Annotated in this window: 23 protein-coding genes; 13 read left to right on the top strand and 10 right to left on the bottom strand. The window is 36.6% G+C overall.

The window, feature by feature from the left end; all coding sequences use genetic code 11:
- The first annotated feature begins 196 nt into the window (after window positions 1-196).
- Window positions 197-2356, top strand: coding sequence for a translation factor GTPase family protein (locus tag G7051_RS01340; RefSeq protein WP_166197931.1), 2160 nt, complete (start codon window positions 197-199; stop codon window positions 2354-2356).
- 89 nt (window positions 2357-2445) lie between these two features.
- Here G7051_RS01340 and G7051_RS01345 read toward each other — a convergent pair whose 3' ends face one another.
- From G7051_RS01345 to G7051_RS01375, 7 genes are all read right to left on the bottom strand, one after another.
- The gene (locus G7051_RS01345; RefSeq protein ID WP_166197933.1) at window positions 2446-3270 is read right to left on the bottom strand and encodes an ROK family protein; all 825 of its coding nucleotides are present in this window, start codon (window positions 3268-3270) and stop codon (window positions 2446-2448) included.
- Between the two features lie 419 nt (window positions 3271-3689).
- Complete coding sequence (locus G7051_RS01350; protein ID WP_166197935.1) at window positions 3690-5816, bottom strand: M3 family metallopeptidase; 2127 nt, start codon at window positions 5814-5816, stop codon at window positions 3690-3692.
- 69 nt (window positions 5817-5885) lie between these two features.
- Window positions 5886-6392 carry a hypothetical protein gene (locus G7051_RS01355; RefSeq protein WP_166197937.1) on the bottom strand — a complete coding sequence of 169 codons (507 nt, stop codon included), beginning with the start codon at window positions 6390-6392 and terminating at the stop codon, window positions 5886-5888.
- A gap of 93 nt (window positions 6393-6485) precedes the next feature.
- Window positions 6486-7367 (bottom strand): GTPase Era, encoded by an 882-nt coding sequence (gene era / locus G7051_RS01360; protein WP_166109895.1) that lies wholly within the window; start codon window positions 7365-7367, stop codon window positions 6486-6488.
- Between the two features lie 219 nt (window positions 7368-7586).
- Window positions 7587-8579, bottom strand: coding sequence for a beta-ketoacyl-ACP synthase III (locus G7051_RS01365; RefSeq protein WP_166109898.1), 993 nt, complete (start codon window positions 8577-8579; stop codon window positions 7587-7589).
- Between the two features lie 67 nt (window positions 8580-8646).
- The gene (gene rpmF / locus G7051_RS01370) at window positions 8647-8832 is read right to left on the bottom strand and encodes a 50S ribosomal protein L32 (protein WP_082204055.1); all 186 of its coding nucleotides are present in this window, start codon (window positions 8830-8832) and stop codon (window positions 8647-8649) included.
- Window positions 8833-8945: 113 nt separating this feature from the next.
- On the bottom strand, window positions 8946-9530 hold the full coding sequence (locus tag G7051_RS01375) for a DUF177 domain-containing protein (protein WP_166109900.1): 585 nt from the start codon (window positions 9528-9530) through the stop codon (window positions 8946-8948).
- A gap of 420 nt (window positions 9531-9950) precedes the next feature.
- On the opposite strand from G7051_RS01375, the gene G7051_RS01380 reads away from it, so the two are divergent.
- On the top strand, window positions 9951-10535 hold the full coding sequence (locus tag G7051_RS01380; RefSeq protein ID WP_166197939.1) for a DUF4294 domain-containing protein: 585 nt from the start codon (window positions 9951-9953) through the stop codon (window positions 10533-10535).
- Between the two features lie 94 nt (window positions 10536-10629).
- Entirely contained in the window at window positions 10630-11238 is a 609-nt protein-coding gene (gene udk, locus G7051_RS01385; protein WP_166197941.1) for a uridine kinase, read from the top strand.
- Between the two features lie 111 nt (window positions 11239-11349).
- Here udk and G7051_RS01390 read toward each other — a convergent pair whose 3' ends face one another.
- The 3 genes from G7051_RS01390 to G7051_RS01400 all read right to left on the bottom strand — a co-directional run bounded on the left by G7051_RS01390 (window position 11350) and on the right by G7051_RS01400 (window position 13929).
- Window positions 11350-12429 (bottom strand): hypothetical protein, encoded by a 1080-nt coding sequence (locus tag G7051_RS01390; RefSeq protein ID WP_166197943.1) that lies wholly within the window; start codon window positions 12427-12429, stop codon window positions 11350-11352.
- A gap of 109 nt (window positions 12430-12538) precedes the next feature.
- Window positions 12539-13258 (bottom strand): energy transducer TonB, encoded by a 720-nt coding sequence (locus G7051_RS01395; RefSeq protein ID WP_166197945.1) that lies wholly within the window; start codon window positions 13256-13258, stop codon window positions 12539-12541.
- 41 nt (window positions 13259-13299) lie between these two features.
- Entirely contained in the window at window positions 13300-13929 is a 630-nt protein-coding gene (locus G7051_RS01400; protein WP_166197946.1) for a YhcH/YjgK/YiaL family protein, read from the bottom strand.
- A 476-nt stretch (window positions 13930-14405) separates the two neighbouring features.
- Here G7051_RS01400 and lepA point away from each other — a divergent pair, with 476 nt between their 5' ends.
- The 10 genes from lepA to sufC all read left to right on the top strand — a co-directional run bounded on the left by lepA (window position 14406) and on the right by sufC (window position 25617).
- Window positions 14406-16193 carry a translation elongation factor 4 gene (gene lepA, locus G7051_RS01405; RefSeq protein WP_166109919.1) on the top strand — a complete coding sequence of 596 codons (1788 nt, stop codon included), beginning with the start codon at window positions 14406-14408 and terminating at the stop codon, window positions 16191-16193.
- A 102-nt stretch (window positions 16194-16295) separates the two neighbouring features.
- Window positions 16296-16925 carry a GDSL-type esterase/lipase family protein gene (locus G7051_RS01410; RefSeq protein WP_166197948.1) on the top strand — a complete coding sequence of 210 codons (630 nt, stop codon included), beginning with the start codon at window positions 16296-16298 and terminating at the stop codon, window positions 16923-16925.
- A gap of 38 nt (window positions 16926-16963) precedes the next feature.
- The gene (locus tag G7051_RS01415) at window positions 16964-17470 is read left to right on the top strand and encodes a flavin reductase (protein WP_166197950.1); all 507 of its coding nucleotides are present in this window, start codon (window positions 16964-16966) and stop codon (window positions 17468-17470) included.
- A gap of 45 nt (window positions 17471-17515) precedes the next feature.
- The gene (gene speA, locus G7051_RS01420) at window positions 17516-19408 is read left to right on the top strand and encodes a biosynthetic arginine decarboxylase (RefSeq protein WP_166109928.1); all 1893 of its coding nucleotides are present in this window, start codon (window positions 17516-17518) and stop codon (window positions 19406-19408) included.
- A gap of 290 nt (window positions 19409-19698) precedes the next feature.
- Window positions 19699-21030 carry a glycoside hydrolase family 28 protein gene (locus tag G7051_RS01425; protein ID WP_370522994.1) on the top strand — a complete coding sequence of 444 codons (1332 nt, stop codon included), beginning with the start codon at window positions 19699-19701 and terminating at the stop codon, window positions 21028-21030.
- A 347-nt stretch (window positions 21031-21377) separates the two neighbouring features.
- Window positions 21378-22067, top strand: a complete 690-nt coding sequence (locus G7051_RS01430; protein WP_166197954.1) for an EcsC family protein — start codon at window positions 21378-21380, stop codon at window positions 22065-22067.
- Between the two features lie 144 nt (window positions 22068-22211).
- Window positions 22212-22961 carry an ABC transporter permease gene (locus G7051_RS01435; RefSeq protein ID WP_166109937.1) on the top strand — a complete coding sequence of 250 codons (750 nt, stop codon included), beginning with the start codon at window positions 22212-22214 and terminating at the stop codon, window positions 22959-22961.
- Window positions 22958-23731 (top strand): ABC transporter ATP-binding protein, encoded by a 774-nt coding sequence (locus tag G7051_RS01440; RefSeq protein ID WP_166197956.1) that lies wholly within the window; start codon window positions 22958-22960, stop codon window positions 23729-23731. The genes G7051_RS01435 and G7051_RS01440 overlap by 4 nt, the downstream gene beginning before the upstream one ends.
- A 53-nt stretch (window positions 23732-23784) precedes the next feature.
- Complete coding sequence (locus tag G7051_RS01445; protein ID WP_166197958.1) at window positions 23785-24552, top strand: exodeoxyribonuclease III; 768 nt, start codon at window positions 23785-23787, stop codon at window positions 24550-24552.
- A gap of 303 nt (window positions 24553-24855) precedes the next feature.
- Window positions 24856-25617 carry a Fe-S cluster assembly ATPase SufC gene (sufC, locus tag G7051_RS01450; RefSeq protein WP_166197960.1) on the top strand — a complete coding sequence of 254 codons (762 nt, stop codon included), beginning with the start codon at window positions 24856-24858 and terminating at the stop codon, window positions 25615-25617.
- Window positions 25618-25620 lie beyond the last annotated feature (3 nt).

Genomic DNA, 25620 nt, shown 5'->3' on the forward strand with positions numbered 1-25620 from the left:
TCATCAAAAGAACATTTATTAATTTTGAGAAAATGCAAACGAGCATTTGTTTCCTAAACCTTATTGAGTTTGAATATTTAAAGTAATTGAGAATATAATCAAATATTCTCAAAATATAATAGGCTGTAGTTTTTATACTGAATGAAGTAATAAAAAGGTCTGAGACCTTATATAAATCCTATAAATATTTATTACCATGAGAACTTACCAAACTAACGAAATCAAAAACATTGCAATTCTTGGGAGCTCCGGCTCCGGGAAAACCACTCTTGCCGAAGCAATGCTTTTCGAGGCAGGGGTTATAAAACGCAGAGGTACTGTGAAAGGCGGAAACACAGTTACCGATTATTTTCCGGTTGAAAAAGAGTATGGATATTCGGTCTTCTCGAGTATCTTTTCTGTTGAATGGATGAATCGAAAACTCAATTTTATTGATTGTCCGGGAGCTGACGATTTTATAGGCAATGTAGTAACATCACTCAATGTGACCGATACTGCACTCATGGTATTAAATGCTCAATATGGAATAGAAGTTGGTACAGTAAACCAATTAAGATATATCCAAAAATTTCAGAAACCGGTGATGTTTATAGTCAATCAGCTCGATCACGAAAAAGCCGATTTTGACAGTGTAGTGGCTCAGCTGAAAGGCAATTACGGAGAAAAAGCCGTACTCATACAATATCCCATCAATTGTGGACCGAACTTCAATGCCATAGTTGATGTACTCAAAAAAAAGATGTACAGATGGAAACCCGAAGGAGGAGTTCCCGAAGTACTCGAAGTTCCTGAAGAAGAAATGGATAAAGCGGAAGAGCTTCACCAAAAACTGGTAGAAGCGGCAGCCGAGCACGAAGAATCACTGATGGAAAAATTCTTCGAGCAAGGTACTCTTACCGAAGAAGAAATGCGCTTCGGTATTCGCAAGGGGCTTGTTCAAAGAGATATTTTCCCCATATTCTGTGTTTGTGCCGAACGAGATATGTGCGTCAGACGTACCATGGAATTTCTAGGTAATGTCGTTCCTTACGTTGTAGATATGCCCTACCCTGTAAACACCGAAGGCGAAGAAGTTAAACCTGATGTCAATGGTCCTACCAGCCTGTTTTTCTTTAAATCGACAGTAGAACCTCATGTGGGCGATATCTCCTATTTTAAAGTGATGAGCGGAAAAGTAAAAGAAGGCGATGACCTCATCAACTCCGATAGAGGGTCAAAAGAACGTATCGGGCAATTGTTTATGGTTGCAGGTCAGCAACGCACCAAAGTTGACGAACTGGTTGCGGGAGATATAGGTGCAACCGTTAAACTAAAAGATGTACGCACCGGAAATACGCTGAACGGAAAAGGAACCGACAATCAATTTGACTTTATTAAATACCCCAATCCTAAATATCGCAGGGCTATAAAAGCTGCCAACGAAAGAGACTCCGAAAAACTAAGCGAAGCTTTACAGCGGATGCATGAAGAAGACCCAACATGGCTGATTGAGAACTCCAAAGAGCTGAAACAAATGATTGTATCAGGGCAAGGAGAGTTTCACCTGAAAACATTGAAGTGGAGAATCGAAAATAATGATAAAATAGCAATCGTATATTCTGAACCAAAAATACCTTACCGAGAAACAATTACCAAACCTTCGCGAGCAGAGTATCGTCATAAGAAACAATCGGGAGGTGCAGGGCAATTCGGAGAAGTCCATATGATTGTAGAGCCTTACATTGAAGGTATGCCTGTACCCGACACTTATAAATTTAACGGACAAGAATTTAAAGTACAATCGAGAGATATTCAAACCCACGACTTAGACTGGGGTGGCAAGCTTGTTTTTGTCAACAGTATTGTCGGAGGTGCTATTGATAATCGATTTGTACCTGCTATCATAAAGGGGATCATGGCTCGCCTTGAACAAGGTCCACTTACAGGATCATATGCCCGGGATGTGCGTGTTATTGTTTATGATGGAAAGATGCATCCTGTAGATTCGAATGAAATATCGTTTATGCTTGCCGGACGTAATGCTTTTAACGAAGCTTTCCGTAATGCAGGCCCTAAAATTCTGGAACCAATATCGGATGTAACCGTTTTTGTTCCTTCCGACAAAATGGGTGATGTAATGAGCGATATTCAAAACCGCAGGGGAGTAATTCAAGGTATGGAAAGCGACAAAGATATTGAAGTTATAAATGCCAAAATTCCTTTGAAAGAGATGTCTAATTATTCGATTACACTAAGTTCTCTAACGGGAGGTCGTGCTTCGTTTATTATGAAATTTTCTAAATATGAATTGGTTCCAAGCGATGTTCAAGACAAATTACTGAAAGAATATGAAGCAACAATTAAAGCCGATGAATAACCTATATTAATAATAAAGTAAAAAACAGATCTTTTAAAGCATAGCTCAAAAGATCTGTTTTTTTATCTTTTAGATAAAAGGATTCTGTATTAAGGAATAAGCGATGCAGCACCCAGTAAACTAATATCCTCTTTAGACGAAATTAATAGTTGCATTTTCTCTAGAGCTAAAGGATAAGGAAAGTTAGCCAGATTCTTATTCATTCCTTCTGAAAAATATTTGTATCCTTTAGTGATTCCTCCTCCTAAAATAATAGCCTCGGGATCATACATATACATAATCACCTGAATCATATTACCGATATGGTGTCCAAACTCCTCCCACATAGCCAAAGCTTCCTTATCATCATTCTCAGCTCTCAGATATGCTATATGTGCAGTCGTTTTATATCTTTGAAAAAATTTAGATGCGCAATAATGTTCGTAGTTACTATCCAGATAAGGTACTAAGCCAATTTCACCGGCTCCTGTATTCAAGCCTTCATAAAGAACATCATTAACAACAATGCCGGCACCAAGTCCTGTACCAAGTGTTACTCCTACGATATTGCGATATGGAGTACATTCGCCATAATACCGTTCACCGAAAGCAAAACAGTTACAGTCATTATTAACACGTACCTGTATTTTAAACTCAGCTTCGAGGATGTCCTTCAAGTGAACTTCTTTCCACGACGGAACGTTTCCGGCTTTATAAACTATTCCCTTACGAGAATCAACCACCGATGGAACACCAATACCAATACCTTTGATATTTGTATTCATCAATCGTCTGATAGTGCTTATTAAAAAATTGATTGTTTCTTCAAATGTTTTATCATACGGGAAAGGCTCAGATATTTTACGGTAGATAACACCACCTTCGACTATGCCTACTCTTATATTAGTAGCTCCCAGGTCAACACCTATTGTCATATTTTTTCCATTAAAGATTTCAGATCTAAACCTTTATAAAAAGGATCACTCTAAATAAGGTTAAATAAATTATTCTGCTTAGAAATTATCAAGTAAGGCATCTGATTTTTTTCGCTATTGAGCCAAATATCGTAACAATTACTGGTGATAGCTTCAAAATAGGACTTCAACTACTTATAAATATTAAAACTGCCCACCCTCAATAAAATCTAACACAAATATAAGCATTTAATCAAATTGTGTATTATTTAGTATGTGAATTAACATTTTGTCAGTGACGTATAATCTACACAATCTAAAAAGAAAGTCTCCGGATGCTTTGAGTTAAAAAAATTACATAACAAAAGAGGAGTATTTATACTCCTCTTTCACATATCGATTTATTATCTTGAATACCTTTATAGGTAAGCTAATCAACCTTACTTTACAAAACCTCTGTTTTTCAAAAGATAAATAGGATTAGGTTCTGCTCCTCTGAAAAGTTTGTATAAAACCATCGGATCTTCTGAACCTCCTTTAGATAGCACATTGTCACGGAACGACTGACCTGTTGTTCTATCAAAGACTCCTTTTTCTACAAAAGCTTCAAAAGCATCTGCATCTAATACCTCAGACCACAAATAGCTGTAATATCCGGCTGAATATCCGCCATCAAAGATGTGGGCGAAATAAGTACTCTTATATCTGGGTATAATCTCGGAGATAAGTCCGATTTGATTCATTGCATCAGATTCAAATGCATTTACATCAAAATCCTGATGTTCTGTTATCACATGCCATTTCATATCCAAAAGAGCAGCAGCTACAATCTCTGTAGTTTCAAATCCCGAATTAAAATTAGAAGCTTCCTCTATCTTTGCAATTAATGCATCCGGAATAACCTCTCCTGTTTGATAGTGCTTTGCATATAATTTCAACACCTCAGGGTGTAATGCCCAATGCTCATATATCTGAGAAGGCAACTCCACAAAATCACGAGAAACTGCTGTACCCGACAACCCGTTATAATTTACATTAGACAATAAGCCATGTAAGCCATGTCCAAACTCATGGAAAAGAGTTGTAACTTGCTCCAAAGTCAGCAAAGAAGGTTTATCCTCTGTAGGTAAAGCAAAGTTACCAACGTTGTAAATAATAGGATTGATAAACTCTCCATTCTTTACACTTTGTTTGCGGAAACTACTCATCCATGCTCCATTACGTTTACTCGCACGAGGGAAATAATCCAAATAAAGAACACCGATAAATGATCCGTCAGCATCTATTACATCAAAAACCTGAACATCTTTATGATAAGTAGATATCTCTGCAGAAGGTTTAAATGTTATTCCATATAATCTATTCGCAACCAAAAATGCTCCGTCACGAACATTGTCAACCATAAAATAAGGCTTCAATGCTTCTTCATCCAAAGCATATTTCTCTTTGCGTAGTTTTTCGGTATAATACCACCAATCCCAAGATTCTAATTTGAAATTACCTCCATCTTTATCTATAAGCTTTTGAAGTTCAACAGCCTCTTTTTTAGCTTGAGGTAGTGCGTATTCCCATATATTGTTCAATAAAGCAAATACATTATCAGGAGCTTTAGCCATTGTATCATCAAGCACATAATCCGCATGAGATTTATATCCTAACAAATTGGCTCTCTCCAATCTCAGATTAACGATCTTACTGATAATTGCTTTGTTGTCAAATTCATTATCATTGTTACCACGACTGTACATCGCTTTATACAATTTTTCACGCAATGCTCTGTTATCGGCATATTGAAGAAAAGGCAACCAGCTAGGTTTACTTAGAGTAAAAACCCATTTACCGGTCATACCTTTACTTTTAGCCGTTTCGGCAGCAATACTAATTACATCCGCAGGTAATCCGGCCAGATCTTTCGGGTTATCTATTACCAATTCGTAATTATTTGTTTCAGCTAAAAGATTCTTACCGAAAGAAAGTGATAACAGGCTTAACTCTTTATTTATCTCACGTAAACGGTCTTTTTGTGTATCATTCAAGGCAATACCCGAACGTACAAATGACTTGTAATATTTCTCTACCAAGCGTTTTTGCTCTGTAGTTCTTGCCGGATTCAAACTATCCGCATATACTATTTTAATACGCTCAAATAAAGGAACATTCAAATAAATATTATCGTTATGCTCTGATAATAGAGGAGAAATTTCCTCTGCTATTTTTTGAATATCCGGATCACTTTGAGCACCACGTATCGCTCCGAATACAGCAGATACACGGTCTAATATTTCGCCGCTTTCGTCCAATGCCACCACTGTGTTTTCGAACGTAGCTACATCTCTTTTTCTGGTAATTGCCGAAATTTGAGCTGTTTGTTGTTCGATACCTTTAACAAAAGCAGGCTTATAATCCTCTTTTTTAATTAAATCAAAAGGAGGAGTGCCTTTAGGTGTTTTAAACTCTTCGAAAAAAGGGTTCTTTGTGTCCATTTGTTTGATATTATTCTGATTGTCTTGTGCATAACTTAAAGTCGTTATAGCCAGACTAAATAGAAATAAATACTTTTTGATCATAAACTAGGGCAATTTATATTTAGGTTATAAGGTTTCAGACCTTTTTATTGCTTATTTCAATACCAATCTTTATGGAGTCATTTCCTCCACTTCTATTATTCCTGCTGAATTCAACTCGTCAATCTCCGAATCGGGCAACCAACCTTCCTTGGTCGAAAAATAAGTATATAAAGAACATGAAGTTCCGTTCTCTATATCGCCACAGTTTCTTAAGACTAACTTTGTTTTATCAATTTCCAATATCTCTACGATCTGAGAACTACCATCATTGGGACTTACCATCACAAAATGGGTATCATCAACCAATTTCCATCGATCTTCATACACATCAGTGCTGTATTTTGAAAAAACCGAGTATAATTTATTCTCTTCGTCAAAAAATATACTGGAAATGTCATCTTTTTTGTAAAACTCAACCTGAGTTAAAACTTCTTCACCCACTTGCTCTTCGGTTCTCACCGAAAACAAAAACCAAGCACCTTGCGATGTGAGTTTATGGCTCATATCTGTATCTTGCCCTTTCATATAAATGAAACAGAACAACATGAATGATAGTATAAGTCCAATCTTTTTCATCTTATCATTATTTTTTGAATAACGTAAACTTTATAAGTTTGCTAAACTTGTAACCGGATCGTTTCGTTAATACAACAGCCAGATACCGCCCTTTCAATCTAAACGATATCCAAATGTTCTCAAGATATTATCACGGCTTCTCCAGTCTTTTTCTACTTTCACAAACATTTGTAGAAATATTTTTTTCTCAAAAAAACGCTCCATATCCTGACGAGCCATTGCACCGACCTTTTTCAAAGCAGCACCTTTATGACCGATTATTATTCCTTTTTGCGAATCGCGTTCTACAATAATAAGAATGCGTATATTGATAATGTCTCTTTCTTCTTTAAATTCCTCAACAACAACCTCTACCGAATAAGGAACTTCCTTTTGGTAATAAAGCAGTATCTTCTCTCTCACAATCTCGGTTACAAAGAAACGTGCGGGACGATCCGTCAAGGCATCTTTTTCAAAATAAGGAGGCGACTCAGGTATTAAATCGATAATACGACGTTTTACAAAGTCGATATTAAACTTATTAAGTGCAGATATAGGATATATTTCGGCTTTGGGTAGTAATTCTTTCCATTCCTCCACTAATTTAACCAAATCATCCTGATTGGTTTGATCGATTTTGTTTATCAGAAGTAATACAGGAGCTTCGACTTTTTGTACCTTCTGCAAGAAATCTTCATTCTTCGAAGTCTTCTCTACCACATCAGTCACATAGAGTAGTACATCGGCATCACCCAATGCCGATTCCGAAAAGTTACGCATTGATTCCTGTAACTTATAGTTAGGACGCAGTACACCGGGAGTATCTGAATATACAATTTGATATTCTTCAGTATTTACTATTCCTAAAATACGATGGCGTGTAGTTTGAGCTTTTGACGTGATAATCGATATTTTCTCGCCAACCAGTTCATTCATCAATGTTGATTTTCCAACATTAGGATTTCCTACAATATTTACAAAACCTGATTTATGCATTCTTTTTTATTCTCTCAAAAATTTAGTTGAAGGTCTAAGACCTGTTTATCATTTGTATATGCGGATAGATATTGAAAAGAGCCCGGTCTATCTTTTAAAATAGAGTAATAAATTTTATTCTTTACTTAAATACCTCATTGAACAACAAATATAGAATAAAAAAACGCACCTGACAAAGATGCGCTTTTCTATCTATATAAGATTTATATATTTTTTCTATCATTTTCCGTCGTAAGCCCACTTCAAATACACAGAACCCCATGTAAATCCGGCTCCAAACGCGGCAAGAATAATATTATCTCCTTTTTTAAGTTTGCTTTCCCATTCCCATAAACAAATTGGAATTGTTCCGGCACTTGTATTTCCATATCTTTCGATATTTACCATCACTTTATCTTTAGACAAGCCCATACGATTAGCGGCAGCATCTATAATTCTCAGGTTAGCTTGATGAGGAACAAACCAGTTCACATCATCCTTGGTCAATTGATTACGCTCCATGATCTCAGCCGAAACATCAGCCATACGAGACACGGCATGCTTAAATACAACTTGACCTTCCTGATATACATAGTGCATACCTTTCTCTATGGTTTCTGCCGATGCAGGGAATGCCGATCCTCCGCCACACAAGTGTAAGTGCGGTGCACCAAAACCATCGGTATGTAAGATTGTATCTTTAATACCATAATCTTCGGTAGTTGGCTCTAACATTACAGCACCTACAGCATCTCCAAATAAAGGGCAAGTAGTTCTGTCTTTATAGTTGGTTATTGCAGTCATTTTATCACCTGCTACAACTATAACTTTCTTATATCTTCCTGATTTTATATAATTCGATCCGGTTTCTAAACCGAATAAGAAACCTGAACAAGCTGCTTGCAAATCGAAAGCCAAAGAATTTTTAATTCCGCAACCATGTGCAACTAAAGCAGATGTAGAAGGAAACTGATAATCGGGGGTTGTAGTGGCAAAAATAAGGACATCAATATCATCAGGGCTTGTATTAGTTTTATCTAACAACTCCTGTACGGCACGTATACCCATAACAGATGTACCTTGACCTTCACCTTTAAGGACATGACGTTCCTTGATCCCTACGCGGCTCATGATCCACTCATCATTCGTATCCACGAGTTTTTCAAGATCCTCATTAGTGATGACATCTTCGGGAACATAAGCTCCGATGCCTGTTATCGCTGCTTGAATCATATTTTCAGATAAGTAAGTTTATAAAAAAAATGCCCTATTTTGAGTAGGGCTTTTATTGTTTAGACAATTAAAGAGCTACCTCTTTTTCAATTGCTAATTTTCCTCTGTAATAACCGCAATCACCACATACTGTGTGATAAACGTGCCATGTTCCGCAATTAGGGCATACAGCTAATGTTGGAGTTAAAGCTTTATCATGAGTTCTTCTTTTCGCTGATCTAGACTTTGACTGTCTATGCTTTGGATGTGCCATTTTATCTGTTTATTTAATTTAAATTTTTACTTCTGAGTAATATTTTTATACTACTATATTTTTATAATTATTCCTTATTTACTTTTATCAAACAGGAAAAAGGTCTGCGAGTTTTATTCCTCAACAAGTCCTTTCAATCCGTCCCATCGTGGATCGGTTACTTCACCAGCTTCTTCTTCAACCGAATCGTCAAAATCGTCGTCATCTACTATATCCAAACTATCATCCGAATCAGCAGCTGCAACTTTATGTTTATTCAGCTTCGAAGACATCATTTTATTGCACTTACCCGGTGCATGTACATGCTTCATCGGAAGGCTCAACATTACAAATTCATATAGAAACCATGCAATATTAATTTCACCTTCTTCTTCGGGTATGATTACGATTTCGTCGCTTTCTTCCGAATATTCATGACCAAACTTCACCACCAAGCGGTTGGTTGAATTGGTTTCGATAAGAATATCATCTAAACAACGATCGCAAGGAACATGCACTTCACCATTCTGAGTAAAACTAAACTCGAATGTCGAAGATACACACTTCACGATTACTTCTACATTAACCTTGCCTCGTCTAATATCCGAATCGGCATCGCCAATTGCTTTGAAATATTGATCATCCAAAACATACTCGAACTTATGTAGACCATCTGCCAGATTCCTTAACGGAATATTATAGAGACTAAATTTTCCCACTTTTTCAATTAAATAAAAGAATGGTCGCAAAGATAAAAAACTTTTTCCTAATTACCATATTTCTTCTTGGTAAAAAAAGAATACTGTTAATCTTTGAACAATCCATCCCGAATTTATATTTATGTATTTATTTTGTTGTATTTGCTGCAAATATAGTTAAATAAAAGAAAGAATCTATTCGAGCATCTTCAATGTAGAGGCGTATTGCATACACCTTACAAACCATAAGCTGTGTATGATATTTACAATCACATGGTACATTTATAAAGAAGTGAATAATAGAAAATATTCAATAATACATTCTAAAAACATAACCATCTATTGCAGTTTAACTAGCCGAAGCAATAAATAGTTCTGTGAACTTAATTATATTTACACTCTCTTAGAACAATAAGAAGATCCAAAGCTTTACTTTAGCCAATGCAAAAATATATATGCATATTATTCCTTTCTGTCCTATGTATATCGTATACACAGGCACAAAGCAGCAAAGTTATCCAATATACATTCTCGGTAGTGAAGGGTGACACTATATTTAATGCATACCTTCCGGAAACCGTTGTATTCCCCCCCCTTCGCTTCAAAGACGAAAAGGAAAGGCTCGAATACACTAAACTGGTGCGTGATGTAAAAATAACCTTGCCCTATGCCAAACAGGTAGCACAAAACATCATTGAGACTTACGAATTCATGGAAACTTTACCCGATAAAAAGGCAAAACAGAAACACCTTGAACAAACTCAAAAATTCATTATGGATTCCTACAAACCCAAGATGAAAAAGCTAACAAAAAATCAAGGTAAAATATTAGTAAAGTTGATCGACAGGCAAACAAACTCCTCGGCATATGATATTATCAAATCTCTCACAGGAGGTATAAAAGCCACCGTTTACAATACTTTTGCCGGCATCTTCGGCAACAACCTGAAAACTCAATACGACCCTAACGGCAAGGATAAGATGATAGAACGGATAGTGGTAGAAATAGAACAGGGTACATTGTAATTTTTAATACTACAGAATTTCATTATTCGAAGAATACCGATACTTTTGCAATAAAATAACAAAATAACAAAATAACAAAATAATAAAATACCCCATGTATATAATAGGCATTGCCGGAGGATCTGGTTCAGGAAAAACAACGTTAGTAGACGGTATACTAAGCCGAATTCCCCGCGAAGAAATTGCTATTTTACCACAGGATGCCTATTACAAAGACAACAGCGATATTCCACTCGAAGATCGGTTCAAACTCAACTACGATCATCCTGACTCCATAGAATGGGAATTGATCTACAAAGACATCGAGCTTCTAAAATCAGGGCAAACCATCAACTGTCCTACTTATTCGTTCTTAACGTGTGCCCGCCTGGAAGAAACAATTCCCATTGCACCAAAGAACATTTTATTAGTAGAAGGTATATTAATATATACGTCACAAATGATCTATGATCAACTGGACATGAAAATATTTCTGGAAGTTCCGGCAGATCAGCGCTTGACCAGAATTATTCAAAGAGATATGGATTCACGTGGACGTACGGCACTGGAAGTTATCGACCGCTACTACAAAACAGTTCGTCCCATGCATGAAGAATTCATTGAACCATCGCGCCAACAGGCCGACATGCTTGTTATGGGAGGCGGATTAAACGAAAAAGCGGCTGAATTTATAGCAGCAGCAATTCTTGAAAAGCTAAGATAAGAGCTGAGCCTTTTTATAATTTTAAACGCAAATATTAGAGATACTTAATTATAGAAAAAGGAGATAATAAAAATATTATCTCCTTTTTTCATGATCATCATACTATGCCTTTCAGTCCCTAAAGAACGTAGGTGTATCTCCAAATATAAAATTAGAGAACCCAACATCTTTAAATTTGTATTTAACTAAAACCTCTTTTGCAATAGCTAAGAATGCATCTATATCATAAACAATAAAATCCATATACGAAAAATAAAAACCTGTTGCTCCTCCAATAGAATCAGCTACATTAGCGGCTTTAGCCTCTTTTAATATCTGATCTTCGATCTCGGTTCTAAATGGAACTATCCGATCTTTCGGCACATTAATATTCTCATAAAACAAGAAACCGAACACTACCCCGTCAGCATAAAAGTTCCCGAACAATTCTGTCGATTTATTATAAAAGGCATTCAAAACAGGAAAACACGATGAATAGGCAATGTAAATATCCTCACGCAACTGCCAATCCTTTGCTTTTGAGGGAACCATTTCATATCCGGCACATCTCTCGCAGATATTTTCGATACGGAACCAGTTTTTCGCCTCAATGGTATCATCCATCAATTTTCTCAAATCAGTTGCTGCAATCTTCTTCAAACCCTTTCCTGAAACTCGAAAATCAATAGTGCCTATATATTCCATTGTATAAGCTTCGCCAATAAGCTGATCGAGATAAATAAAAAACAAACTATACTTTTTATTCTCTTCCAATTTCATCAACGGAAGGCACTCTACTTGCAAATTAACTTTCTGATGCTTTTCATCAATTTCGTAATAAAGACTTACACTATCAGCGGAAAGAGTAGTATCATACATCGAAATACTAAAATCGCCTTTTGCCTTAGCGGGCTTAGAGGAATAAAAATTCCACTTTTCGGATAAAACCGCCGGAGCCTGCTTCAACCAATACTCTAACTGAAAAAGTTTAGCACGGTCTCCCTCGGGTGTAAGAATCAACTCGTACTTCCCTTGATCATTAATACCCAACTCAAAAAATGCTTTATGAAAGGCTACTGATAAAATATCATCTACAAATTTTATTAATGTATCAGTTTCAACCTTGTCATCCAACATTTTTCTAACCTCAGACTCTTTTTCAGTAAAAGCGTCCCAAAACTTACCTACTCTCTCTTTAAATGATACACTCATAAAATTCTCTTATTATTATTTTTTAAGGTCACAGACCTTTTCTTCTTCATTTCAAAAACATAGAACCATTTTATAAAACCGGACAAAAAAACTCAACCGACAAACAAACTTACATCTTAAAAATAAGTTGTAACACCACAAATACAGGAACAGAAGCACCTGCCCTTTTGCCTGTTTGCCACTTAGGCATCGATTTCACCAATCTATACGCTTCCTTATCCAAAACCTCATTACAGTTCTCTAAAATCTTCAAATCCTTAACTGAACCATCTTTATCGACAATAAAACCGAGAACAACCGCCCCGCACGTATCCGTCGCATCCGCATCACGTGAAAGGGTTACTTTCTCATTGAGGTATTTCATCATGCCACTATATCCCCCATTGAAAGCCGGCATAAATTCGGCATTTATCAAAGGATTAAACTTAGTATTCAAAGTTATATACCTTACTTCATTTATTAAATCAGCCAAAGCATCATCTCCCTGAAAAGATATGGCCGCAACAGACCTTGTTTCACTTGGCTCGAAATGCGGATCATTAAAAAGGAACATAAAACGCCCTTCATCGCCTTTTTTGAAACGAGATAACTTCTCCACAGACAGCAAATGCTTAACAAGACCATCTTCAACACACTCGTCCATATACTTGGATTCCCGATAATAGGAGATTACTTTTTTCATTTGCAACGAATCCCTCAATAACGAATCATCATTCCAGACCAAATACATCCGATCAACCTTAGTAGAATCAGAAACTACAGCTTCTCTTGCCTGAGAACCAAACGAAAAGAACACTAAAGCATAGAATAAGAATAAAAATCGTCCCATAACTCAATCAATTAAGATCACAGACCTATCATCACGAGCAATCAATCAACTGCTATTTTAAAAACCACCTTACGCACCTTTGCCTTTTCTCCGTACTGAATATTAGTCATATGAATATCATCCGGAAAGAAAATAGTAAACTGATTGGGTTTAACTACATGATATTCTATCACGGGTACTTTATAATGAGCAACATCTCTTTTTTCATCGTACGGATTGATAACGTCTATAACTGTTACCAACTTTGCATAGCCTTGTAATTCACAACCATTAACTATATATTGTAAGTCGATGTACTTTTTATGCCCTTCGAGCTGCTCATTACCCGGTTCACGAGTCATATATTCCTGTACGTTCACAGTTATATCATCTCCTAACGATTGCTTACCGAGTGGTAATGTTGCCAGATTATTCTCTTTTATAAATTCGAACACCCTTTTCCATCTTTCCGGATGTTTCTCATAATGAGAAACAAATGTTATTTCATCTATTCCCGTATCAGGAAATACAGCAGCACCTTCGAGCCACTTTTTATCATCAAACCACCTCTGTTGTTTCGATGACAGTTGTTTTGTTTTTGCAGAATGCTGTGCATGTATATTACAAACAGGAAATAATGCAACAACAGATAAAATTAGCACAAAACGGTAAAACGGTGTTTTCTTGTTCATAGATTTAATCTTTAAATACCGAAAACAAGTATCGCTATACCTCTGCAAATCAAAGAATATAATTCATCTACACAATATAGCAATAAATACTTCACGATACAATATTATCATAAACAAATGTATAATTTGTCTTTTACATTTAAGAGAAAATACCAATTAAGTAACGTTAAATAATAGATGTAAAATTTCACCTTCTTAACCTCTTTTCGACACAAATAGAACTTTAGGCGAAGTATCTAAAGTAAAAACAGACCGTATCTCATCCTTAAAAGATTTTATTACACAATGTTATTTCGATAGTGTAATTCTTTCCGTATATTTGCATCCCGTAAATTGGGGTTGGAATCTCCAATCGAATAAATCGAGTAACAATAAGTACTGAATACAACTTTATTTAATCATAACTATCAGTTGTATTTATATTTGCCAAAGTAATAAAATTAGGTCTGTGACCTCAGTCATACCGTTGTTTAAGAATGAATAAAATAAGAAATTTTTGCATCATTGCGCATATAGATCATGGTAAGAGCACATTAGCCGACCGCTTGCTTGAATATACCAAAACAGTTGAAGGTAAAGATATGCAAGCTCAAGTCTTGGATAATATGGATCTGGAACGTGAACGTGGTATCACCATCAAAAGTCACGCGATCCAGATGCAATACCAGTACAATGGCGAAACATATATACTCAATTTGATTGATACCCCGGGACACGTTGACTTCTCTTACGAAGTTTCGCGTTCAATTGCAGCCTGCGAAGGAGCATTACTGATAGTAGATGCGGCTCAGGGAATACAAGCCCAAACAATTTCGAATCTTTACATGGCGATAGACAATGATCTGGAAATCATTCCGGTTCTTAACAAGATCGACCTTCCAAGTGCTATGCCCGAAGAAGTAGAAGATCAAATCATTGAGCTGTTGGGTTGTAAACGTGAAGAAATAATCCGTGCCAGTGGAAAAATGGGACAAGGAGTATATGATATTCTGGCAGCCATTATAGAACGTGTTCCTGCTCCAAAAGGAGACCCAGAAGCACCTCTACAAGCCTTGATCTTTGACTCTGTTTTCAATTCATTCCGAGGTATTATCGCTTATTTCAAAATCGTAAATGGCTCTATCAAAAAGGGTGATCTTGTAAAATTCTTTGCTACCGAAAAAGAATATAATGCAGACGAAGTAGGTGTATTGAAATTAACCATGTCGCCCCGTAACGAAGTTACTTGTGGTGATGTAGGATATATTATATCAGGAATAAAAACCTCCAAAGAAGTAAAAGTAGGAGATACAATCACACATGTAAAAAATCCATGTGAGAAAGCGATTGATGGATTCGAGGAAGTAAAACCGATGGTTTTCGCCGGAGTATACCCTATCGAAAGTGAAGACTTTGAAGACTTGAGAGCTTCTCTCGAAAAACTTCAATTGAATGACGCTTCGCTTACCTTCCAACCCGAATCATCTATTGCACTGGGCTTTGGTTTTCGATGCGGATTCTTAGGACTTCTGCACATGGAAATTATCCAAGAACGTTTGGAGCGAGAGTTTAATATGGATGTAATCACCACCGTACCCAACGTTTCGTATCTTGTATATGACAAAAAAGGGAACGTAAAAGAGGTGCATAATCCTTCGGGACTACCCGACCCTACTCTCATCGACTATATAGAAGAACCTTATATACGTGCTTCGGTTATAACCAGCACAGCCTATATCGGCCCTATCATGTCACTATGTTTAGGTAAACGCGGAATACTTTTGAAACAGGAATATATTTCGGGAGACCGTGTAGAGATTACTTACGATTTACCTTTGGGTGAAATTGTAATCGACTTTTATGATAAACTGAAAAGTATATCAAAAGGATACGCTTCGTTCGACTACCAAATGCATGACTATCGTGAAGCAAGACTGGCCAAAATGGATATTCTCTTAAACGGAGAACCCGTGGATGCTTTGTCAACACTTACACACGTAGATAATGCGGTAAGCTTTGGTCGCCGCATGTGCGAAAAATTGAAAGAACTTATCCCACGCCAGCAGTTTGACATTGCTATACAAGCAGCCATCGGAGCTAAAATTATAGCTCGTGAAACGATAAAGGCGGTACGTAAAGATGTTACCGCAAAATGTTATGGAGGTGATATTTCACGTAAGCGTAAACTTCTTGAAAAACAAAAAGAAGGTAAAAAGCGAATGAAACAGGTAGGTAACGTTGAAGTACCTCAAAAAGCATTCTTAGCTGTATTGAAACTTGATTAAGATCACATACTGTTTCACATCAGACCTTAATCAATTGATATTGAAGTAAACTATTTTATTTATTTTAATTTGACTAAAAAGATTCTTATTTTATTTTTCTTTATGATCGCACTGTACACTCAGGCACAAGAAAGAAAAGAATATGACACCGATCATTATAGGGAGCGTATTGCTTATTTTGAGCAAAATCCGATTGGTGAGAATAAGATTGTTTTTTTAGGTAATAGTTTAACAGAGGGTGGACAATGGGATAAATACTTCCCCGAAGCTGCTCCCATCAACAGAGGTATATCAGGAGATAATACCGAAGGTATGCTCAACAGGATAGATGAAATTGCGATCTCACATCCAGCCCAACTATTTATTTTGGCTGGTATCAATGATATCTCTCAAAACGTACCCAACAAACAAATTATAAAACATTATCGTTATATAATTCAACGAGTTAAAGAGCAATCTCCCGAAACCGCTATTTATATACAAAGCTTACTTCCAATTAATAATGACTTCGGGCGTTACAAAAGATTAATCGGGAAAGAAAAGCAAATAGTAAAGCTCAATAAAGAGTTGAAAAAACTGGCATCAAAAGAAAAAATAATTTTCGTGAACATCAACCCATTATATATGGGTAAACAAGGGAAATTAGATGCTCAACATACAAATGACGGTTTACATCTTACCGAAAATGCTTATAGCATATGGATAGGTGAACTCCAAAAATATATTCATTAAAGGTTGAAACCTTTTTAGAGAAAGATTTACAAACAGATATGAATAATTTCAAAGAAATATCGGCTAAAGAATTAGCATTTTCGCCTTTCGACATTAAAGAAGAGTGGATGCTAGTGACTGCCGAAAAAGAAGGCAGAGTAAATACAATGACCGCAAGTTGGGGTGGCTTTGGTATTATGTGGAACAAACAAGTTGCTTTCATAGTAATTCGTCCACAACGTTATACTAAAGAATTTGTAGATGATGCAGATTGCCTTTCTCTTACTTTTTTCGACAAGAGTTACTTGAAGAAACTAGGCTATCTGGGAAAAGTATCGGGTAGAGACGAGAATAAAATAGAAAAGGCAGAGTTGAGCATTATTCATGAAGAGGAGATCCCCTACTTCGAAGAAGCTCATACAGCTATTTTTATAAAGAAATTATATGCTCAACCGATGGGAGGAGAATATTTTCTGGATAAAGAAATTATAAGCAAATGGTTTCCCGAAAAGGATTTCCATGTTTTATATATAGGAGAAATTACAAAGGTCTTAACCAAAAGGTAAGACCGCTCTATTTACAAACAATTAAAAACAGGCGTATTTGCAATAATGAGAAAATGGCGCATTGAAGATTCGGAAGAATTGTACAACATCTCCAGTTGGGGTGTTAATTATTTTTCAATCAATGAAAAGGGGAATGTAATAGTCACTCCCCGAAAAGACGGTGTAGCTGTGGACATGAAAGAGCTGATAGATGAACTACAGCTTCGCGATGTAGCAGCTCCTGTATTAGTTCGTTTTCCGGATATTCTGGACAACCGCATCGAAAAAATATCTACCTGCTTCAAAAAAGCAGCGAAGGAGTATGGTTACGAAGCACAGAATCACATTATATATCCTATAAAGGTGAATCAAATGCGACCCGTAGTAGAGGAATTGGTGAGTCATGGTAAGAAATTCAATATCGGTCTTGAAGCAGGTTCTAAACCCGAACTTCATGCAGTTATTGCTATCAACACAGACCCTAATTCGCTGATTATTTGTAATGGATACAAAGACGAAAGCTATGTAGAATTGGCTCTTCTGGCTCAAAAAATGGGTAAAAGAGTATTTATTGTCGTAGAAAAACTCAACGAATTGCCTCTTATTACCAAAACTGCAAAACGCTTAAAGATTGTACCCAACATTGGTATACGTATCAAATTGGCGAGTAGCGGCAGTGGTAAATGGGAAGAATCGGGTGGAGATGTTAGTAAATTCGGATTGAATTCGAGTGAACTATTAGAAGCTCTGGCTTTTCTTGACAAAAACAACATGCAAGGCTCTTTGCGTCTGATCCACTTTCACATTGGTAGTCAAGTAACAAAAATCAGACGAATCAAAACAGCTCTACGTGAGGCATCGCAATTCTATGTACAACTTCATGGAATGGGGTATAATATCGAATTTGTAGATATAGGCGGAGGTCTTGGTATTGATTACGACGGCACCCGCTCGTCACATAGCGAAAGCAGCGTTAACTACACTATTCAGGAATATGTAAACGATTCTATATCAACAATGGTGGATGCAGCAAACAAAAATGGTCTGCCTCATCCCCATATCATCACAGAATCAGGAAGATCTTTGACTGCACATCACTCCATACTTGTGTTTGAAGTACTCGAAACAGCAACTCTGCCCGAATGGGAAGAAAGCGATGTTATCACCGAAAATGATCACGAATTGGTACGCGAACTGTATCAAATATGGGATGATTTGAATCAACGCCGAATGCTGGAAGCTTGGCACGATGCTCAACAGATTAGAGAAGAAGCTCTTGATTTATTCAGCTTGGGAATGCTCAACCTGAAAACAAGGGCACAAGTCGAACGTCTTTATTTCTCTATTGCCCGTGAGATATATCAAATGGCGGGACGCATGAAACATTCTCCCGACGAATTGAAGCAATTGGCAAAATTATTACCGGATAAATACTTCTGTAATTTCTCTCTTTTCCAATCCCTACCCGACTCTTGGGCTATTGATCAGATATTTCCGATCATCCCGTTACATCGTTTAGGAGAAAGACCGGACAGAACTGCAACATTGCAGGATATTACTTGTGATTCGGATGGTAAGATAGACAACTTCATTCCCACAGGCAATCAAACCGGATATTTACCCGTACATAACCTAAAGAAGAATGAGCCATATTACTTGGGCGTATTCTTAGTAGGTGCTTATCAGGAAATATTAGGAGACCTTCATAACCTGTTCGGTGATACTAATGCTGTACACGTATCGGTTGATGAGAACGGTTATAAGATAGAGCAAATGATAGATGGAGAAACTGTAGCCGAAGTACTTGAATATGCACAGTATAACGCCAAGAAACTGGTTCGAACAGTAGAAACCTGGGTAACAACCTGCGTTAAACAAGGATCTATTACTGTTGAAGAAGGTAAAGAGTTCCTATCAAATTATCGTTCAGGATTATACGGTTATACTTATTTAGAATAAAATAGTCCAGATTCTAATAAATGCAAATAGGCAGGAAAGTTAAACTTTTCTGCCTATTCTTTTATAAATATCTGCCACTTTAGAAAACAATCTCTATATTTAAGGTCACAAACCTATCTATTACCAGAGTGCAAAAGTAAACCCATGCGTTCATACAAACGAAGATAATTGCATTACTCTTGCCTCTAAAACAGATCATTAAATAATACTATTTACTTAACAACACACCTTAAATAACAAAATACAATATTATGAAAAAATACTTTATACCCATATTAATGACAATTATTATGCTCACATCGTGTAGTCGTCCGACTAATACAGAAATAACCGCCACAGATAGCGGATGGGATATGGTTCCAAAAATTATGGAAAACATCTCTGCACCCGAATTCCAAGATAAAACTTTCAACATACTTGATTTTGGGGCAAAAGACGACAGCACATTTAATAGCCTTCCGGCAATTATTAATGCTATCAATGAGTGTAATCAACAAGGAGGCGGTAAAGTATTAATTCCCTCAGGAACATATTATATCAAAGGATCAATTATTCTAAAAAGCCATGTAAACTTACACCTGGAAGAAGGTGCACGCCTCGAGTTCTCTACCGAACCTAGGGATTACCTCCCCATGTCGCTCACCAAATGGGAAGGCACAGAATGTTTCAACTACACACCTTTTATTTATAGCTATCAAAGCATAAATGTAGCCATTACAGGTAAAGGCGAAATTGATGGTAACGGTGCTGTAACCTTCAATACTTGGAAACCTAAAGAAAAACTGGCTATGGATAGGCTTCGTCAAATGGGAAATGACTCTATACCTGTTTATGAACGCATTTTTGGAGAAGGCTGGTATCTACGTCCTTGCATGATACAGTTTTTGGGATGTAAGAATGTTCTGGTCGAAGGTGTGAAGATATACGATTCGCCTTTCTGGATTATTCATCCTGTGTATTGTGATAATGTAATTGTGCGTGATGTATATATAGACAGTAATAATTACAACAATGATGGTTGCGACCCCGAATCGTCAACCAATGTCTTGATTGAAAATGTAAAATTCAATGTAGGAGATGATGGCATCGCAATCAAATCAGGACGTGATCAGGATGGATGGCGCGTAGGGCGAGCAACCGAAAATGTTATTATACGAAATTGTTACTTTGCACGCTGGGCTATCACAATTGGCAGTGAAATGTCGGGAGGAGTACGCAATATATTTATCGAAGATTGTAAAATAGACAGTTGCCGCAACGGGATTTATTTCAAATCAAATCTCGACCGTGGAGGATTTTTCGAGAACCTCCATATGCGAAATATCGAAGCCGATGTTTGCTTATGGGGAGTAATAAATTTCCGTACAGACTACCATGGTTATCGAGGAGGAAATTATCCAACGCAATTCAGAAATATTACTATCGAAAATGTAACCTGCAATCGTGTAGACAGTGTAGCTATTATGGCAAACGGTGTTCCTGAAGCAAAGCTATACAATATTACATTACGAAATATCGTAGTAAAAAAAGCCCCCAAAGCTACTCAAATTAAGAACGTAGTTAATCTGGTTCTGGATAATGTAAAAGTAAATGGAAAAATAATTACAGACGAAAACGAATAATAAGTAAAAGAAAATATTTAATGATACATTTTAAAGGCATAACAACCTATCGCTGTTTTGCTTGCCAAAGCAATAAATAGTTCTGCGAACTTAAGTCTGAAACTTTAAATAATCTATCAAGCTTTAATACATTCTTGATTTTACTTATGCCGAAGACACTAGAGGGTTAAATAGTATTAACAAAAAGCCCTGTAATCTATTTTTAGAAGTATATTGCACTCTCAAATTAATAGACATACCTATTCAAGAGTAAGAGTGTCATAAACAAAGACTATAAGTATTTTGTTTATATACTTGGCTAAACATAAAATAGGGACAAAAGACTAGTAACAATTAATATCCTAAGCATGAGTAAAATAATAACAACAGCCAAAAGCGGTATGGTCTCGAAAGTTCTTGAATGGACTTATGCCAGAGCCATCAACGGATTTGGAGGAGTAGATTCTGCATATCAATTAGGAAATGATTATCTAAATTCAAAAGGTACCCTTGACCAACAAGTAGATCAGTTGATTAAATGGCAAGTAACCAAAGCTGCATCAAGCGGATTCTTTACAGGATTGGGAGGATGGGCCATTATGCCCTTTGCTCTACCCGCTAATATAGCCAGTGTCATATATATTCAGGTACGCATGATTTCGGCCATCGCTTACATGGGAGGTCATGATATACAAAGTGATCAGGTAAAATCGATCATCTACGTTTGTATGCTCGGTAACGGAACCAAAGAGATATTTAAAGAAATGGGGATCAAAGCCGGAGAGAAATTCGTAAAAAGCCTCATTGAGAATACTTCAAGAAAAATGCTTCTTTCGGTAAACGAAAAAGTCAGCGTGAATATTGCATCGAAATTAGGAAGCAGGAGCTTAACCGGCTTAGGTAAGGCAATACCTATCGTTGGCGGTGTTATCGGAGGTAGTTTTGATGCCGGATCAACATTGATTATAGGGAAAGTTGCAAAGAAAATGTTTATTGACAACGGCAAATCAATATTAAATCCGGAGAGAGAGGAAACAGGAATTCCTTCCGTTGTCTAATTTTTTTGTACATTTGTTATTTAGAAAAATCAGATAAGGCTATAAGCCTACTTATTGCTTTTTTCGGATATAACAATATACAGATTGCTGTATTTGAATAATACGCATTGATATTTTACTGTACTTAAAAGTTAATTTAAAGGTATGCTATTAACAAGTTCGTTAGAAAAATTGGGACAATATGCAATATTGATGCGTAAAGTCCTAACCAGACCTCAGAAATGGAGAATATTTCTTCAACAGCTATCAAAAGAGATAAGCAAACTTGGAGTCGATTCAATAAGTATTGTTATAATAATTTCGTTTTTTATCGGAGCCGTTATTGTAATACAAATAGCCCTGAATATAAACAACCCTCTATTACCGCGTTATACAGTAGGTTACACATCCAGAGAGATTATTCTTCTCGAATTTTCGTCCTCTATCATGTGTCTTATTCTGGCAGGGAAAGTCGGCTCTAATATTTCTTCCGAAATTGGAACAATGCGGGTTACCGAACAAATTGATGCACTTGAAATTATGGGAGTAAACTCCGCCAACTATCTGATTTTACCCAAAGTCGTAGGTTTAATGGCATTTGTACCCGTATTGGTCGTATTAAGTATGTTTTTCGGTATTGTAGGAGGATTTGGAGTCTGTTACTTTACAAATGCTGTACCCGTCGCCGATTTCGAATACGGATTGCAGTCATTCTTCAAGACATTCTATATATGGTATGCCATTTTAAAAACAATATTCTTTGCGTTTCTGATCTCGTCTATAGCAGCCTACTACGGATATTATGCTAAAGGAGGTTCGCTTGATGTGGGAAAAGCAAGCACTAATGCTGTTGTTGTAAGCAGTATTTTGATATTGATTTCCGATTTATTAATCACTGATTTAATGATGGGATGATAGAAGTTAGAAATTTAGTGAAATCATTCGATGGTCGCGATGTCCTTAAAGGGCTTAGCATGACTTTCGAAGAAGGTAAAAATAACCTGATTATAGGTCGAAGTGGTTCGGGTAAAACAGTATTGCTTAAAAATTTAATCGGACTGATGAGACCTACCAAAGGTGAAATTCTGTATGACAATAGAGACTTAACAAAACTATCGTCAGATCAGATGAAGGCATTAAGGCAAGAAATGGGCATGATTTTTCAGGGATCGGCATTATTTGATGCAATGACCGTATTCGAAAATGTTTATTTTCCATTGGATATGTTTTCGACAATGTCCAAAAGTGAGAAAATGAAACGGGCACAATCCTGCCTGGATCGTGTAAATCTTTCGGATGCCGGACACTTGTATCCATCGGAGATAAGCGGCGGTATGATGAAACGTGCAGCCATTGCCCGAGCGATCTCCCTTAATCCCAAATACCTGTTTTGTGACGAGCCTAACTCAGGTTTAGATCCTCAAACATCGCTGGTAATTGACGAATTGATAAGTGATATTACCAAAGAATACAAAATTACCACAATCATCAATACGCATGACATGAACTCGGTTATGAATATTGGCGATAAAATATTTTTCATTAAAGAAGGCAATCTCGAATGGGAGGGAAGCAATGAACAGATATTGACAACTAAGAATGAAGCTCTTAATGATTTCGTTTTCGCCTCCGACCTATTCAAAAAGGTTAAAGCCATAGAAATGGATGAAATAAATAATAAATGACAAGTGATGAGCATAAGTAAGGCTCATCCACTTTTAAATATTCAATTTAAATAATGAAGATTGTATCCTATAATGTAAATGGTATACGTGCTGCATTAAATAAAGGATTAGCCGATTGGTTAAGTAAAGAAAATCCCGATGTAGTATGTTTTCAGGAACTTAAAGCACAAGAAGACCAGATAGATTTAATAACCTTAAAATCTCTAGGCTACGAATATTGCTATTTTCATCCGGCAGAAAAAAAAGGCTACAGCGGAGTAGGAATTATCACTAAAATTCAACCCGATTTTGTAAAAATCGGAATGGGAATGGATAAATACGATATAGAAGGACGCGTTATACGTGTCGACTACGGAAATGTTACTATCATCTGCGTATATATCCCTTCGGGAACTACAGGAGGACTTCGTCAAGTCTTCAAAATGGAATTTTTAGCCGATTTCACCCAATATATTCTAGAATTAAGAAAAGAACGTAAGGAAATATTGATTTGTGGCGACTATAATATTTGTCACAAACCTATCGACATAAATCACCCTGAACGCCATCTAACCTCTTCGGGCTTCCTTCCGGAAGAAAGAGAATGGTTTGATCAGTTTGTAGAAACAGGTATGATTGATACGTTTAGAGAATATGATCAGGAACCCGAAAAATACACATGGTGGAGTTACAGAGCAGGAGCAAGACCTAAAAATCTAGGTTGGAGAATAGACTACCACATGATTTCGAGTGAAGCAAGAGAAAGGGTTAAAGGTGCAACAATTCACAGTGATGTATACTGCTCCGATCACTGTCCCATATCTATAGAAGCTGATATTTAATTCTTGATAGATTTTATAGATTGAACATAACAGAAAAGTAATAAACAATTTCTCTCAACTTTTGTTCATTGTATTGAAATAAGGCTTCAAACCGTTTTATTTTTTATTACTTTAGCAACCGTAATAGCAATAGCCGGTTATAATTTAAATATAGCGATACTTGCTTTATCGGCAGTATAGCTTCTATAATCAGCAAACAAAAAATTTATAAAAAAACGAGTAACAAAGTTATTAATAAGCTGAATAAGCGATTATTAAAAGACTTACACTATATTATTTAATTATTTTATTTTAAACAAAATAATGGCGAATTTATTAAACATAAAAAACTTACATGCCAATATCGATGGCAAAGAAATATTAAGAGGATTGGATCTTGAAGTGAACAACGGAGAGATACATGCAATTATGGGTCCTAACGGAGCCGGAAAAAGCACATTGGCATCCGTATTAGTGGGTAATCCAAATTTTGAAGTAACAGAAGGTGAAGCAACTTTCGAAGGTAAAGATTTATTGGAACTTGCTCCCGAAGAAAGAGCATGCGAAGGATTATTCCTCAGCTTCCAATACCCGGTAGAAATACCCGGAGTAAGCATGGTAAACTTTATGCGTGCCGCAGTAAATGAGACTCGCAAGCACAAAGGTCTTGAACCTATCGCAGCATCGGACTTTCTTAAGTTGATGAAAGAAAAACGCGAATTGGTAGAATTGGACAGCACTCTTGCCAGCCGTTCGGTAAACGAAGGTTTTTCGGGTGGAGAGAAAAAACGCAACGAGATTTTCCAAATGGCTATGCTTGATCCTAAATTAGCTATTTTAGATGAAACAGACTCAGGGCTTGATATTGATGCACTTCGTATTGTAGCAGCAGGCGTTAATAAATTGAGACGTAAGGACAATGCTACCATTGTAATTACTCACTATCAACGTCTTCTTGAATATATAAAACCCGACTTTGTACACGTTCTATACAAAGGCAGGATTGTAAAAAGTGCAGGACCTGAACTGGCTCTTGAGCTTGAAGAAAAAGGGTACGACTGGATTATTAAAGATTTTCAAGACTAAGGT

Origin of the sequence: Dysgonomonas sp. HDW5B (assembly GCF_011299335.1) — a bacterium.
Taxonomy (GTDB): domain Bacteria; phylum Bacteroidota; class Bacteroidia; order Bacteroidales; family Dysgonomonadaceae; genus Dysgonomonas_A.

Coding starts and splice junctions, on each gene's coding strand:
- G7051_RS01340 (WP_166197931.1), top strand. CDS start 197: ATGAGAACTTACCAAACTAACGAAATCAAAAACATTGCAATTCTTGGG.
- G7051_RS01345 (WP_166197933.1), bottom strand. CDS start 3,270: ATGACAATAGGTGTTGACCTGGGAGCTACTAATATAAGAGTAGGCATA.
- G7051_RS01350 (WP_166197935.1), bottom strand. CDS start 5,816: ATGATCAAAAAGTATTTATTTCTATTTAGTCTGGCTATAACGACTTTA.
- G7051_RS01355 (WP_166197937.1), bottom strand. CDS start 6,392: ATGAAAAAGATTGGACTTATACTATCATTCATGTTGTTCTGTTTCATT.
- era (WP_166109895.1), bottom strand. CDS start 7,367: ATGCATAAATCAGGTTTTGTAAATATTGTAGGAAATCCTAATGTTGGA.
- G7051_RS01365 (WP_166109898.1), bottom strand. CDS start 8,579: ATGATTCAAGCAGCGATAACAGGCATCGGAGCTTATGTTCCCGAAGAT.
- rpmF (WP_082204055.1), bottom strand. CDS start 8,832: ATGGCACATCCAAAGCATAGACAGTCAAAGTCTAGATCAGCGAAAAGA.
- G7051_RS01380 (WP_166197939.1), top strand. CDS start 9,951: ATGCAAAAATATATATGCATATTATTCCTTTCTGTCCTATGTATATCG.
- udk (WP_166197941.1), top strand. CDS start 10,630: ATGTATATAATAGGCATTGCCGGAGGATCTGGTTCAGGAAAAACAACG.
- G7051_RS01390 (WP_166197943.1), bottom strand. CDS start 12,429: ATGAGTGTATCATTTAAAGAGAGAGTAGGTAAGTTTTGGGACGCTTTT.
- G7051_RS01395 (WP_166197945.1), bottom strand. CDS start 13,258: ATGGGACGATTTTTATTCTTATTCTATGCTTTAGTGTTCTTTTCGTTT.
- G7051_RS01400 (WP_166197946.1), bottom strand. CDS start 13,929: ATGAACAAGAAAACACCGTTTTACCGTTTTGTGCTAATTTTATCTGTT.
- lepA (WP_166109919.1), top strand. CDS start 14,406: ATGAATAAAATAAGAAATTTTTGCATCATTGCGCATATAGATCATGGT.
- G7051_RS01410 (WP_166197948.1), top strand. CDS start 16,296: ATGATCGCACTGTACACTCAGGCACAAGAAAGAAAAGAATATGACACC.
- G7051_RS01415 (WP_166197950.1), top strand. CDS start 16,964: ATGAATAATTTCAAAGAAATATCGGCTAAAGAATTAGCATTTTCGCCT.
- speA (WP_166109928.1), top strand. CDS start 17,516: ATGAGAAAATGGCGCATTGAAGATTCGGAAGAATTGTACAACATCTCC.
- G7051_RS01425 (WP_370522994.1), top strand. CDS start 19,699: ATGCTCACATCGTGTAGTCGTCCGACTAATACAGAAATAACCGCCACA.
- G7051_RS01430 (WP_166197954.1), top strand. CDS start 21,378: ATGAGTAAAATAATAACAACAGCCAAAAGCGGTATGGTCTCGAAAGTT.
- G7051_RS01435 (WP_166109937.1), top strand. CDS start 22,212: ATGCTATTAACAAGTTCGTTAGAAAAATTGGGACAATATGCAATATTG.
- G7051_RS01440 (WP_166197956.1), top strand. CDS start 22,958: ATGATAGAAGTTAGAAATTTAGTGAAATCATTCGATGGTCGCGATGTC.
- G7051_RS01445 (WP_166197958.1), top strand. CDS start 23,785: ATGAAGATTGTATCCTATAATGTAAATGGTATACGTGCTGCATTAAAT.
- sufC (WP_166197960.1), top strand. CDS start 24,856: ATGGCGAATTTATTAAACATAAAAAACTTACATGCCAATATCGATGGC.